The organism is Actinoallomurus sp. NPDC050550, assembly GCF_040655075.1.
GTDB lineage: Bacteria > Actinomycetota > Actinomycetes > Streptosporangiales > Streptosporangiaceae > Actinoallomurus.
The window spans coordinates 42330-55267 of the sequence record NZ_JBFAJC010000009.1 but is presented as its reverse complement, the minus strand read 5'-3'; the positions used below and the strand labels follow the sequence as shown (position 1 = coordinate 55267).

General features: G+C 70.6%; 14 protein-coding genes and 1 pseudogene. 10 read left to right on the top strand and 5 right to left on the bottom strand.

Annotation, left to right across the window (positions count from 1 at the left end):
* Positions 1-85: 85 nt before the first annotated feature.
* The 3 genes from AB0I04_RS14915 to AB0I04_RS14905 all read left to right on the top strand — a co-directional run bounded on the left by AB0I04_RS14915 (position 86) and on the right by AB0I04_RS14905 (position 1758).
* Positions 86-619, top strand: coding sequence for a GtrA family protein (locus tag AB0I04_RS14915; RefSeq protein ID WP_360884041.1), 534 nt, complete (start codon positions 86-88; stop codon positions 617-619).
* Positions 620-682: 63 nt separating this feature from the next.
* Positions 683-1246, top strand: a complete 564-nt coding sequence (locus tag AB0I04_RS14910) for a GNAT family N-acetyltransferase (protein WP_360884039.1) — start codon at positions 683-685, stop codon at positions 1244-1246.
* 29 nt (positions 1247-1275) lie between these two features.
* Positions 1276-1758 (top strand): GNAT family N-acetyltransferase, encoded by a 483-nt coding sequence (locus AB0I04_RS14905; protein WP_360884036.1) that lies wholly within the window; start codon positions 1276-1278, stop codon positions 1756-1758.
* Positions 1759-1862: 104 nt separating this feature from the next.
* Here AB0I04_RS14905 and AB0I04_RS14900 read toward each other — a convergent pair whose 3' ends face one another.
* Positions 1863-2831, bottom strand: coding sequence for a Gfo/Idh/MocA family oxidoreductase (locus AB0I04_RS14900; protein ID WP_360884033.1), 969 nt, complete (start codon positions 2829-2831; stop codon positions 1863-1865).
* 83 nt (positions 2832-2914) lie between these two features.
* Between AB0I04_RS14900 and AB0I04_RS14895 the strand changes: the two genes are divergently transcribed.
* Positions 2915-3808 carry a LysR family transcriptional regulator gene (locus AB0I04_RS14895; RefSeq protein WP_360884030.1) on the top strand — a complete coding sequence of 298 codons (894 nt, stop codon included), beginning with the start codon at positions 2915-2917 and terminating at the stop codon, positions 3806-3808.
* Between the two features lie 96 nt (positions 3809-3904).
* On the opposite strand, the gene AB0I04_RS14890 is transcribed toward AB0I04_RS14895, so the two are convergent.
* Positions 3905-4555 (bottom strand): RICIN domain-containing protein, encoded by a 651-nt coding sequence (locus tag AB0I04_RS14890; protein ID WP_360884027.1) that lies wholly within the window; start codon positions 4553-4555, stop codon positions 3905-3907.
* Positions 4556-5037: 482 nt separating this feature from the next.
* Complete coding sequence (locus AB0I04_RS14885; protein WP_360884025.1) at positions 5038-5448, bottom strand: hypothetical protein; 411 nt, start codon at positions 5446-5448, stop codon at positions 5038-5040.
* Between the two features lie 243 nt (positions 5449-5691).
* Here AB0I04_RS14885 and AB0I04_RS14880 point away from each other — a divergent pair, with 243 nt between their 5' ends.
* On the top strand, positions 5692-6912 hold the full coding sequence (locus tag AB0I04_RS14880) for a dipeptidase (protein ID WP_360884023.1): 1221 nt from the start codon (positions 5692-5694) through the stop codon (positions 6910-6912).
* Between the two features lie 229 nt (positions 6913-7141).
* Here AB0I04_RS14880 and AB0I04_RS14875 read toward each other — a convergent pair whose 3' ends face one another.
* Positions 7142-8011 (bottom strand): PaaX family transcriptional regulator C-terminal domain-containing protein, encoded by an 870-nt coding sequence (locus tag AB0I04_RS14875; RefSeq protein WP_360884021.1) that lies wholly within the window; start codon positions 8009-8011, stop codon positions 7142-7144.
* A 144-nt stretch (positions 8012-8155) separates the two neighbouring features.
* Here AB0I04_RS14875 and AB0I04_RS14870 point away from each other — a divergent pair, with 144 nt between their 5' ends.
* Genes AB0I04_RS14870 through AB0I04_RS14850 form a run of 5 tightly spaced genes read left to right on the top strand, consistent with a single transcriptional unit; the run spans position 8156 to position 12822 of the window.
* The gene (locus AB0I04_RS14870) at positions 8156-9058 is read left to right on the top strand and encodes an SDR family oxidoreductase (protein ID WP_360884019.1); all 903 of its coding nucleotides are present in this window, start codon (positions 8156-8158) and stop codon (positions 9056-9058) included.
* A 17-nt stretch (positions 9059-9075) separates the two neighbouring features.
* A complete protein-coding gene (locus AB0I04_RS14865) occupies positions 9076-9948 on the top strand; it encodes an amidohydrolase family protein (RefSeq protein WP_360884016.1) in 873 nt (290 codons plus the stop codon).
* A 44-nt stretch (positions 9949-9992) separates the two neighbouring features.
* Entirely contained in the window at positions 9993-11537 is a 1545-nt protein-coding gene (locus AB0I04_RS14860; protein WP_360884013.1) for a long-chain fatty acid--CoA ligase, read from the top strand.
* Positions 11538-11551: 14 nt separating this feature from the next.
* Positions 11552-12010: a MaoC family dehydratase gene (locus tag AB0I04_RS14855; protein ID WP_360884010.1), complete on the top strand. Its 459-nt coding sequence runs from the start codon at positions 11552-11554 to the stop codon at positions 12008-12010.
* An 11-nt stretch (positions 12011-12021) separates the two neighbouring features.
* Positions 12022-12822, top strand: a complete 801-nt coding sequence (locus tag AB0I04_RS14850) for an IclR family transcriptional regulator (protein ID WP_360884008.1) — start codon at positions 12022-12024, stop codon at positions 12820-12822.
* Positions 12823-12834: 12 nt separating this feature from the next.
* Here the strand turns inward: AB0I04_RS14850 and AB0I04_RS14845 are convergent.
* Positions 12835-12930 (bottom strand): annotated as a pseudogene (locus AB0I04_RS14845) (DNA-binding response regulator); the annotation flags it as partial.
* Positions 12931-12938: the final 8 nt, after the last annotated feature.

Sequence of the window (12938 nt, the reverse complement as noted above, 5' to 3'; positions counted from 1 at the left end):
ACCCCAAATCGTTCTTGGAGTTGAGGTGCGGCTGACCGGAGGCCTCTAGCGTGTCTAGAGCCACTACGTTCAGGGAGTTCTGTTGGTGAGCCTTCGCGATGACACGGCCGTCTCCGCCGCCCAGGACCAGCGGTCCAAGGCTGCCGGTCACGCCGTCACCGGTGCGGGCCAGGGGCGCTTCCAGGCGTTCATGGTCGTCGTCGTGCGTAGGTTGCCCTTCGGCCTGTCCCGCGTCGTCGCGGCCAGCTTCCTGGGTTATGCGCTCATCAACGGGCTGACGTTCACGATCGACCTCGGACTGCTGACGGTGTTCCGTAGTGCCTTCGGCTGGCCGTTGCCGCTGGCCATCACCTCGGCCTATCTGCTGGCGTTCGGGCTGAGCTTCCTGTTGAACCGCCGCCTCAATTTCCGTTCGCACGCCCCGGCCGGGCCGCAGGTCGTCTTGTATCTGGTGGCCATCGGAATCAACTACGTCGCGTTCATTTTCGGCGTCGGCGCCGGCCTCGCCTGGCTGGGCCTGGAGTACCATCTGGCCCGGATCATCGCGGGCCTGTGCGAGGCGGTCTATATGTACAGCGTCATGCGCTGGGTCGTGTTCCGAGACGTCGCCCAGCGCTGACCGGACGATGGCGGTCGCGACCGCGGTGCGAGCACGCGGTCTCGGACACGCGATAATCGAGAAATGTCGATCTTCCTGGAGACCAGCCGCTTGACGCTGCGCCGTTTCACCGAGGGCGACGAGGACAATCTGGTCGAGCTCGACAGTGACCCTGAGGTCATGCGCTTCCTCACCGGTGGCAGGCCGACTCCTCGCGAGGAGATCCGTGACCGGATCCCGCGGTTTCTCGACTACTACGAGCGGTTCGAAGGTTTCGGGTTCTGGGTGGCGCAGGAGAAGGCCACCGAGCGGTTTCTGGGCTGGTTCCACTTCCGGCCGAACGTGAGCGAACCACGTGACGGCGAGATCGAGCTCGGCTATCGGCTGCGCAGGTCCGCCTGGGGCAAGGGTTACGCCACCGAGGGGTCGCGCGCACTGATCCGCAAGGGTTTCACCGAGTTGGGGGTGGAGCGGGTGGTCGCAGAGACGATGACGGTCAATCTCGGCTCCCGGCGCGTGATGGAGAAGGCCGGCCTGACCCTCGTACGCACCTTCCACCGCGACGAGTTGGACGCGATCGAGGGCTTCGAGCATGGCGTGGTCGAGTACGCGCTGACCAGGGCCGACTGGGAAGGTGAGCCGGCGTGATGGGGAACGGTGGGCAATCCGAGGAAGCCGTGCCTGGGAGCACGTCGGCGCGTACGGCCGGGTGGGCGCTGCGTTCCGCGGTCGCGGCGGACGTCGAGGTGATCGCGGAGTTGCGGGCCACGGTCATGCGTGCGGATCTGGAACGCCTTGGGCGCTACGACGAGCACCGGGTACGGCAGCGGCTGCGGGACTCCTTCTCCCCGCAGTACACGTCGATCATCATGATCGACCGCGAACTCGCGGGATGCGTCACGGTCCGTCCCGCCGACGGCAGGCAGTGGCTGGAGCACTTCTATCTCGCTCCGCGCCATCAGGGGCGAGGGCTGGGATCCGCCGTCCTGCGTGCGGTGCTGGAGCGGACGGACGCGCAGGGCATGACCGTGGCCTTGAACGTCTTGCAGGGCAGTGCCGCCCGTCGGCTCTACGAGCGACACGGATTCGTCGTGGAGGCCCAGGACCCGATCGACGTCTTCATGGTGCGCCCGCCTGCGGCGACCACCGCCGCTGCTTGAGGGTGTGACGCCACCGGCGTGGGCACGAGAGCGCACGGCTACGGTGTCACGCAGTAGCGCTCCGGATGCGCACGACACCGTCGATCGCGCCGACCACGCCGTGGTCATGCGAGCGGCGCGTGCGGTGCGCTGTGGAAGTGCTCGACGATGCGCTGAACCCGCAGGCCGGCGGCGAAGTCGGCCAGAGTGTGCTCGGCTCCCCGGACGGCCCGCGCGAACTCGCTCAGGCGGGTCTCCTCACTGCCGCGCGGCCCGTCCGGCTCCACGCATGTCCAGCCGGACGACTCACCGACCCACAGTTCCGCCCAGTCGGTGATGCGATACGACCGGTCGCTCCCGTAAAGCGTCCACTCGTAGGTCTCCGGGCCGGCGGCGACCTGTCCGGACAACCGCACCGGCACGTCGCCCGCGAGGAACAGGCCCGTGGCGGTGTCCTCGCCGGCCGGGCCGTACGCCACCCGCGTGTGCACGGGTGAGAGCGCGCCGAGCAGCCGGTCGGTGAGGAACAGGTAGTGGGAGGCGACCTCGCGAAGGAACCCGCCCTGGGCACGCCCCGCCACCCAGTGAGCGTCCCGTTGGAACGACCGCGGCCACTCGGGGAATCCGAACCGCATCTCCACGCCGAGCACCGTCCCGGCCCCACCGTTCCGGACGGCCCGGGCGACCGCCAGCGCGGCGCTCCGGTCGGACAGCACGAAGTTCAGCGCGTTCACCGCACCGGTCTCCGCCGCCACCGCCACCATCTCCTCGCCCTCGGCCAGGTCGATCGCGAGCGGCTTCTCGGCGAATACCGCCTTGCCCGTCTTCATGGCTCGTACGGCGAAGGCGGCGTGTGTGGCGGGCGGCGAGGCGATGTAGACGGCGTCGAGCCCCTCGTCGTCGAGCAGCCGCTCCGGCTCTGCGACGTAGGTGACGGCCGGGTGCGCCGCCCGGGCCCGGTCGAGCGCCGGCGCGCTGGGGTCGGCGGCCATCACGACGTCGAACTCCGGGTGGCGCGCCGCCACGTCCAGCATCTCGGACCCCATCGCGCCCAGGCCGATGACACCCAGACGAAGGATCTTCTCGCTGCTCATGCGGTGGATTCTGGGCGCTCCCGAAACGACAGCACAAGCGATGATTTCTGACGGACGCTTAAGTGGCACTACATTGTGCGCTCATGCTCGACGTTCACCGCCTCGTGGTACTCCGTTCCGTCGTGGAGACCGGCTCCATCCAGGCGGCCGCCACCCACCTCGGCTACACGCCCTCGGCGATCAGCCAGCACATCGCGGCGCTGCAGCGCGAGACCGGCGCTCTGCTGCTGGAGCGTCACGGCAGGGGCGTCCGCCCTACCGAGGAGGGTCGGCTCCTCGCCTCGCACGCCCGGCGGATCCAGCGGCAGATCGCCGAGGCGGAGACCGCCCTGTCCGACCTGCGGGTGGGCAAGTCGCGGCGGCTGATCGTGCGTTACTTCGCCACCGCCGGGGCCGTGCTCATCCCGCCCATCGTCGCCGAGTTCGACGGACGCTTTCCCGATGTGCGCCTGGAGCTCCGGCTGGGCAAGGGCCTGACCGGTGAGGCGGGTGACGCCGAGATCATGGTGATGGACGACACGGTCCAGGTGCCCGCGGGGTTGCGGGCCGTCCACCTGCTGGACGATCCGTTCGTGGCGGTCCTGCCGCCCGGCCACCCGCTCGCCACCGAGGAGACCGTCGAGCTGGGCGCGCTGAGCGGCGAGCAGTGGATCGACAACGAGTGGCCGACCACGCTCTGCCGGGAGACGGTCATCGAGGCGTGTGGTGCGGCCGGCTTTACGCCCGACTTCGTGGTGGAGGCCCACGACTACGTGGCCGCGGCGGCCTTCGTCGCGACCGGCCTCGGCGTGACCGTGGTGCCACGGCTCGCGCTCGGGCTGCTGCCCGCCAGCGCGGTGGCGTGCGTTCCGATCATCCGGCCCACGCCGGTCCGGTCCATCTTCGTCGTGGTGAAGGAGCCGCTCGCCGATCGGCCCGCGCTGTCCGCGTTCGTGGATCTGCTCCGCGCCGCCGCCGACACCCACGCGGGGCACTGAGCGGGGCTCCTCGCCGATGCGCCCGTCACCGGCCGGCCTCTTGGCCACTCGGCCGGCCGGTGACGGAGCGCTCACGGCGCTACCGCGAGGCGGCGGCTAGAAGCCCTCGAACCACCACCACTGGTTCCGGTTGCCGCTGACGAAGTCCCACAGCTGAACCTTGGTGCCGTTCGCGTTGATCGTGCCGAGATCCGCGTCGAGGTACCGGTTGCTGAATGAACTGACGATCCGCGAGTAGGAGCCGTAGTTGATGACCGGCCACCACTGGTTCTTGTTGCCGCTGATGAAGTCCCACAGCTGAACCTTGGTGCCGTTCGCGTTGATCGTGCCGAGATCGGCGTCCAGGAAACGCCCGCTGTAGACATTCTGGAACCGGATATAGGTGCCATAACCCCATGCGTACCACCACTGGTTCCTGTTGGCGGCGATGCAGTCCCACAGCTGAACCTTGGTGCCGTTTCCGTTGATGGTGCCCAGGTCCGCGTCGAGGCACCGGTTGTTGAAGGAACTGTGAATCCGGAACCGGCCGAGATAGGTGGGCTGCTGAGCGCGCTCCGTGCCCCCGGACCGCGCCCGCAGGGCGTCGGCGAGACGGACGTGCCCGTCCGCACGCCGGGCGTCGGGCGGTGCGGCGACCGTCGAGGGGGCGTCGTGCCCATCCGTCGTCGCGGCGTCGCCGCCTCGCGCGAATCCGATCGTCCCGCAGCACAACAGGGCCACCACGCCCACGGCAACGCGGATCTTCATTCTCGTCCCCATTTCCCACCGTGCGGCGATTTCATGTCGTCTCGCGATGGATGTAGCCGGATATGAGCCGCCTTCAGGGCAGGGTGCCACGCACGGCGATAAAACATTCCACCGCGCATCGCCTCACCCGGATAGGCCGATCGAAAGCTACCGCGCATTCCATTGAATTCGCCAGCGACGACCGTTCAGGAAACGCAAAAATAACGGTGAAGTCGATACACGAATGCGGCCGAAATAAAGCCGCATTTCCCTCGAAGCACCCCTGGATGGCCCCAAAAGGAATCTCGCGCCGCAGATCACCGGCACCGGGTGGCGGTCTGCCGCAAATGCTCGCGCCCGACGGCCGGGGGCATGCTGAGCCGACGGGCCGTCGGGCGCGGGTGTCGAAAAGGAGGACGCGGATTACGGGTACGTGCGCATGAGCCGGGATCTCAGTCCGCTGGACGCCGCCCCGCAGCGGCTCCGCGGAGCCGCCCGAGAGTTCACTTCAGGATGTACTCGGGGATGCCGATCCACTTGCCGTTCCACTTGGCGCCGCCCGCGAGGACGGTGCCCTTCTTGTAGGTCTTCTTCACCTGGAACTGCCAGGCACAGATGGTGGCACCGCCCTGGTCACAGAGCCGGTTGTGGGTCTTGGTGCCGCCCCTCGACGTGGTGTACTCCAGCTTGACCGTGCCCATCAGAGGGCCCAGCACCTGAACGGTCGCGGCGTAGACATACCGGCCCTTGCGGTGCACGATCAGCTCGACGTGGCCGTCCTTGGCGACGTTGATGGTCATCGGCCTGATCGTCTGCCCGCTGTTCGGCGTCGCGGCGTTCGCGGTCACCGGTGCGAGCGCCACCAGGCCGGTCGCCAGGACCGCTGCCCTCGCCGTGAGCTTGCGGATGCGCATCTCCAACACCTTTCGTTCGGAAGCCGCCCCCCTCCGACGCCGCAAGTCTCGCAACCAAGATCATTTTTTACAAGATCACCACTAACGTTTGTTTGCTCTTAAGCCGCGACCGGTGGTGGATGTCGCCCGAGAGCAGCGGAGACGCCGGATGGTCCCACCGCGTCCACCTCCCGGCCGGTCTCCCGCTTAGGCTTGGAGCAGGAGTAAACGATCACCCGAGCACAGTGAGGGCGCAGGACAGCAATGACTTATGTCGCCGATCCGGCCATGGTGGAACGCGCTCGCGCGCTGCTGGCCGAACACCCCGTGGTGGACGGTCACAACGACCTTCCCTGGGCGCTGCGCGAGCAGGTCGCGTACGACCTGGACCGCCGTGACGTCGCAGTCGACCAGTCGGCCTTCCTGCACACCGACCTGCCCCGGATGCGCGCGGGCGGGGTGGGGGCGCAGTTCTGGTCGGTGTACGTGCCGTCGGACCTGGCGGGCGACGCGGCCGTCAGCGCCACGCTGGAGCAGATCGACTGTGTACGGGCGCTGGTGGAGCATTACCCCGATCAACTGCGGCTCGCCCTCACGGCCGACGACGTGGAGGCGGCCCGGGCGGAGGGACGCATCGCCTCGCTGCTGGGCGCGGAGGGCGGGCACTCGATCGCCTGCTCCCTGGCGACGCTTCGGGCGCTGTACGCGCTGGGCGTCCGCTACATGACGCTCACCCACAACGACAACACCCCGTGGGCGGACTCGGCCACCGACGAACCGGCCGCGCACGGCCTCACCGCGTTCGGCGAGGAGGTCGTGCGGGAGATGAACCGGCTCGGCATGCTGGTGGACCTGTCTCACGTGTCCGCCGACACGATGCGGGACGCTTTGCGGGTCAGCCGGGCGCCGGTCGTCTTCTCGCACTCCTCCTCGCGGGCGGTGTGCGACCATCCGCGCAACATCCCCGACGACGTGCTGGAGCGGCTGCCCGCGAACGGCGGCGTGGCGATGGCGACGTTCGTGCCGAAGTTCGTGCTGCCCGAGGCCATCGCGTGGACGCGGGCGGCCGACGAGAACATGCGCGCGCAGGGCCTGCACCCGCTGGACACGACGCCGGAGGCGATGGAGGTGCAGCGGGCGTACGAGGCTGCGAATCCGCGGCCGGTCGCGACGGCCGCGACCGTGGCCGACCACCTGGACCACATGCGCGAGGTGGCGGGGATCGACCACATCGGCATCGGCGGCGACTATGACGGCACCGCGTTCACCCCGGCGGGGCTGGAGGACGTGTCCGGCTATCCGAACCTCATCGCCGAGCTCCTGGGCCGCGGCTGGGGCGAGGCCGACATCGCCAAGCTGACCTGGCAGAACGCCGTACGCGTGCTGCGCGACGCCGAGGACGTGGCCCGTGGGCTGCGCGGCACCGAGAGGCCCTCGATCATGCGGATCACGGACGCCGAGCCGTCCCAGGACGCCACACGCTGACGCCCCGGACCCGAATACCGGGCCGTGGCGCCTCCCCCGGGCCGGGTGCTCGGCCGCCCAGGGTCGGACGCCCAGTCGTCCGACGACGCCTCCCCCGGACCGGGTGCTCAGCCGCCCAGGACCGGACGCCCAGTCGTCCGATGACGCCTACCTCGGACCGGGCGCAGAGCCCGCCCGTTCCCGGGCCGGAGGCCGGGTCCGCCCGGCATCCGGAAGGCGTACGCCCGGCTCACTTCAGGGCGACGACGTCGAGGATCTCGGCGGCGCGGGCGCGGGCCGGCTCCTCGTAGCGGTGGGCGAGGGAGTGAAAGACCTTCTCGGCGCGAACGGCGGGCCAGTCGGCGGGCAGGTGCTCGGCGGGCAGGTGGGGGTCGCGGCGGACGAGGTCGAGCCAGTCGGTGTGCAGCAGCAGCTGGCAGGCCAGGTCGTCGGCCTCGGCGGCGGGTTCCGGCCGGTCCCATCGGGACAGGAACGCCTGGTAGCGGCGGGCGATGCCGGGCACGTCGAAGGCCGCGTCGATGAGACGCGCGGCCTCGGTGGGCGCGACGGCGGCGCCCTGGAACGCCTTCAGGTGGGCGTCGAGGCCGAGACCTTCGACCAGGGCGGCGACGTCGACCCGGCCGGGCGCGGCCCACATGCCGCTCTGCAGCGGCCCGAACCCGCCCCACAGCAGGCGTGAGCGCAGGTCGTGCCGCTCGCGGCGCCAGGAGTCGGGCAGGGAGAACCCGACGATCGTCCAGGTGCCGTCCCACGCGCGGTTGACGGCGCCGGTCTGCCACACGCGCCGATGCCCGTCGCGCAGCACCTCGACGGCGCGCGGCGTGAGCCCGAAGTACATCTTGCGGCCGCGCCGGTGGCGCTCCAGGAGGTCACGCCGGACCATCCGGGTGAGCGTCGACCGTACGGCGTCCTCGCCGACCCCGACGCGCGCCAAGACGTCGATGATGCCGGCGGACGACAGCGCGACCTGGCGCCCCAGCACATGGATGCCGAAGAAGCTGAGCATCAGCGACTGCGGGCGCGGGGCGCTCTCCGCCACGTCGCCCCCGTCGAGGGCGACCGAGGACATGTCGGGTTCGACCTGATCGGTACGGGTCACCAAGACAGCGTAAGGCGCTGGACGGCTCGGACGTGCGGCGACGCGGGCAATCATTGGGCAACATATTGACGACAGTCTTATATCTGCCTAGCTTTGTCGTTGCCGGAGACACGTCTCCGGGCTCCGCGCGCGAAAGGACTCCTGATGGATCTCACCGGCAAGGTCGCCGTCGTCACCGGCGCCGGCCGCGGCCTCGGTCTCGCCTACGCCTCCGCGCTCGCCGCCGCCGGCGCCGCCGTGGTGGTCAACGACGTGGACGCCGACGCCGCCGAGGCGGCGGTCAAGGAGATCACCGAGGCCGGCGGCCGGGCCGTCGCCGAGGTGCGCCCGGTCGGTACCGCCGAGACCGCCGAGGCCCTGGTCGCCCGGGCCGTGGACGAGTTCGGCCGGCTGGACGTGATGGTCACCAACGCGGGCGTGCTGCGCGACCGGGTGCTGTGGAAGATGTCGGACGAGGACTTCGACACCGTGCTCCAGGTGCACCTGCGCGGGACGTTCACCTGTGTCCGCGCCGCGGCCGTACGCATGCGGGAGCAGGGCGAGGGCGGGCGGATCATCGTCGCCGGCTCCCCCGCCGGGCAGCGCGGCAACTTCGGCCAGACCAATTACGCCGCGGCCAAGGCCGGCATCGCCGCGATGGTGCGCACCTGGGCGATGGAGCTCGCCCGGGCCGGCATCACCGCGAACGCCGTGATCCCCAACGCGGCCACCGCCATGACCCGGACCATCCCGGCGTTCGCCCCGCACGTCGAGGCGTACGAGAACGACGGCACGCCGCTGCCGGACGCGCTGCGCAAGGGGTACGCGTTCGGCACGCCCGAGGACTGCGCCGGGCTGGTCGTCTACCTCGCCTCGGACGCCTCCAAGGACGTCACCGGGCAGGCCATCGGCATCGGCGGCGACAAGCTCTCGCTGTGGTCCCACCCGCAGGAGATCAGCGCCGCCTACACCGACGGCGGCTGGACCGCCGACGCGATCGCGGCCGCCTGGCCCGTGTCGGTCGGGCAGCATCCGGAGACGTACGGCATCCCGGCGCCGACGCTGTGAGGGGGCGGGACACGACGATGATCGACCTGGACGTCGTCACGGCGATCGACATGCACACCCACGCGGAGGTCTCCGAGCGCGGCGAGCACTCCCTGTCCGCCGACCTGGACGCCGCCGCCGGCGCGTACTTCAAGACCGATCACCGCCACCCGACGCTGACCGAGATCGCCGCGTACTACCGGGAGCGGCGGATGGCGGCCGTGGTGTTCACCGTGGACGCCGAGTCGGCCACCGGGCACCCGCCCGTGCCGAACGAGGAGGTCGCCGAGGCCGCCCGCGCCAACCCGGACGTCATCATCCCCTTCGCGAGCGTCGACCCGGCCCGCGGCAAGGCCGGCGTCCGCGAGGTACGGCGGCTGGTCGAGGAGTACGGCGTGCGGGGCTTCAAGTTCCATCCCAACGTGCAGGCGTTCCATCCGAACGACCGCCGGGCGTACGTTCTGTACGAGGTGATGGAGGAGCTCGGAGTGCCCGCCGTCTTCCACACCGGGCAGACGGGCATCGGCGCGGGAGCGCCGGGCGGGGGCGGCATCCGGCTGAAGTATTCGAACCCGATGGAGGTGGACGACGTGGCCGTCGACTTCCCCGGGCTGACCATCATCCTGGCCCACCCGTCGTTCCCGTGGCAGGACGAGGCCCTGGCGGTCGCCACCCACAAGCCGAAGGTCTACATCGACCTGTCCGGCTGGTCGCCGAAGTACTTTCCGCCGCAGCTCGTGCAGTACGCCAACACGCTGCTGAAGGACAAGGTCCTGTTCGGCTCCGACTACCCGATGATCAGCCCCGATCGCTGGCTGGCGGACTTCGCCAAGCTGCCGATCAAGGACGAGGTCCGCCCCAAGATCCTCAAGGAGAACGCCGCCCGGCTCCTGGGACTCCGCAAGGACTGACCGGGGCGAAGCTCCCGATCCGCGTCGGGCGAGAGGAGCCCTCCATGCGCAACCAAGGCATCGGCTCGTGGACCGCGCGCCGGGCCCGTAAGACCCCGGACCGGACGGCGCTGGTCTTCGGCGACCGCGCCACGAGCTACGCCGCGCTGCACGAGCGCGCCACACGCCTGGCGCACGTCCTGCGGGCGCGGGGCGTGCGGCGCGGTGACCGCGTCGCCTACCTGGGCCCCAACCATCCGGCGTACCTGGAGACGCTGTTCGCCACCGGCATCCTCGGGTGCGTCTTCGTGCCGCTCAACGGCCGTCTGGCCGACCCGGAGCTGGTCTACCAGATCACCGACTCCGGCAGTTCGGTGCTCGTGCACGCCGGCCGCGGCGCCGAGACGCTGCGCACCGTCCACGCGGAGGCCGCCCCGCGCGCGACCCTCGCCGTCGGCGACCCGGTGCATCCGGCGGACCTGCCGTACGACGCGCTGGCCGACGGCGCGCCGGCCGACCCGATCGACGAGGAGGTCGGCCTCGGCGACCCCTGCCTGATCATGTACACCTCGGGGACGACCGGGCGCCCCAAGGGAGCCGTGCTCACCCACGGCAACATCACCTGGAACAGCGTCAACGTCCTGGTCGACGTCGACCTGGCCGGCGACGAGGTGATGCTGGTCAGCGCGCCCCTGTTCCACACCGCCGCGCTCAACATGACCTGCCTGCCGACGATCCTGAAGGGCGGCACGGTCGTGCTGGAGCAGTCCTTCGACGCGGCGCGGACCCTCGAGCTGATCGCGCGGCATCGCGTCACCTGCCTGTTCGGCGTGCCCGCGATGTACGACCAGATCGCCGCCGACCGCGGGTTCACCGGCGCCGATCTGTCCAGCGTGCGGTCGCTGCTGTGCGGGGGCGCGCCCGTACCGGCCCGGACCATCCGCGCCTACCTGGACCGGGGGCTCGCCTTCGTCCAGGGCTACGGGATGACCGAAACGTCCCCGGGCGTGCTGCTCCTCGACCGGGCCGACTCCCTGACCAAGGCGGGGTCGGCCGGGGTCCCGCACTTCTTCACCGACGTGCGCCTCGTCGATCCGCTCGGCGGGAACGTTCCGCCCGGCGAGCGCGGCGAGGTGCTGGTCCACGGGCCGAACGTCACCTCGGGGTACTGGGGCCTGCCCCAGGCGAGCGCCGAGTCGATCAGCGACGGCTGGTTCCACACCGGCGACGTCGCGCGCGCCGACGAGGACGGCTACGTCACGATCGTCGACCGGCTCAAGGACGTGATCATCTCCGGCGGGGAGAACATCTATCCCGCCGAGGTGGAGGACGTCCTGCTCGAGCACCCGGCGGTGCGCGACTGCGCCGTCATCGGCGTCGCGGACGCCCGCTGGGGCGAGGTCGGCCGGGCCGTCGTCGTCCCCGAGCCGGGCGCGGCCCCGGACGAGAAGGAACTGCTGGCCCACCTGGAGGGCCGGCTGGCCCGCTACAAGATCCCCAAGTCGGTCGTGTTCGCCGACACGCTGCCGCGCACGCCGAGCGGCAAGCTGCTCAAGCCCGCGATCCGCTCCGCGCACGGCGGCCCCGACGGCGGGCCGGCGACGAGTTGAAAGGGAAGGACCCCGTGACCATCACCGTCAACGGCCTCGAAGAGATCAAGGCCCAGGCCGGCGCCGACCTGGGATACAGCCGGTGGATGGAGATCACCCAGGACCGGGTGAACACCTTCGCCGACGCGACCGACGACCACCAGTGGATCCACGTCGATGAGGAACGCGCCAAGGACGGGCCGTTCGGAGGCACGATCGCGCACGGCTACCTGACGTTGTCGCTGCTCATCCCCCTCTGGAGCGAACTGCTGGAGGTCACCGGCGTCAGGATGGCCGTGAACCTCGGCCTGAACCGGGTCCGCTTCCCCTCCCCCGTCCCCGTTGGCTCGAAGATCCGGGCGCACGGCGCGATAGCCTCGGTCACCGAGGTGAAGGGTGGCGGCGTGGAGGTGGTCGTGGACCTCACGGTCGAGATCGACGGGGCCGACAAGCCCGCGTGCGTCGCCCAAGCGGTCTACCGCTTCTACGGCTGACGGGGCCCGGCATGCCAGCGGACTTCGGCCGGACGTCGGTCGCCGACCGGCTGCTCGGCGTCCTCGACGCCTTCACGGCCGACCGGCCGGCGCTGTCGCTCAGCGACATCGCCCGCCGCGCCGACCTACCTCTGGCCACCGCGCACCGGCTCGTGGCCAGGCTCGTCGCCTGGGGAGCCCTGGAGCGCGACGCCGACGGCTGCTACCACATCGGGCTGCGCCTGCTGGAGGTCGCGTCACTGGCCCCCCGCGGCCTCGCGCTCCGCGAGACGGCGATGCCGTACCTGGAGGACCTGTACGAGGCGACCCACGAGAACGTCCACCTCGCGGTGCGCGACGGCCTGGACGCGGTGTACGTCGAGCGTATCTCGGCACGCTCGGCCGTCCGGGTGCTCAGCCGGGTCGGGGCGCGCTGGCCGCTGCACGCCACGGCGGTCGGGCTGGTGCTGCTGGCGTACGGCGACCGGGCACTCCAGGAGACGGTGTGCTCCGGGCCGCTGCGCGCCTTCACCCCCCACACCGTCACCGATCCGGCGGTGCTGCGCCGCGTGCTGGCCGAGGTCCGGCGCTGCGGCTGCGCGGTGAGCGACCGCCAGATCACCGAGGACGCGATCTCCCTCGCCGCGCCCGTACGGGGAGCCGGCGGGGACGTGGTGGCCGCGGTGTCCGTCGTGGTGGACGTCGAGGACGCGCGGGTCCCCGCGCTGACGGCCACCGTCCAGGTCGCCGCGGGCGGGATCTCCCGGGCACTCGGATGGAGCCCCGGGAAGGACCGCTCAAGCCGCAGGAGCATCTCGGCGACGGCCCCCTGAGCCAACGCCTGCTCAGGCTGGCCGGACCAGGCCGGTGTCGTAGGCGAAGATCACCGCCTGGACCCGGTCGCGGACGCCGATCTTCGTGAGGATGCGGCTGACGTGGGAGCCGTGTC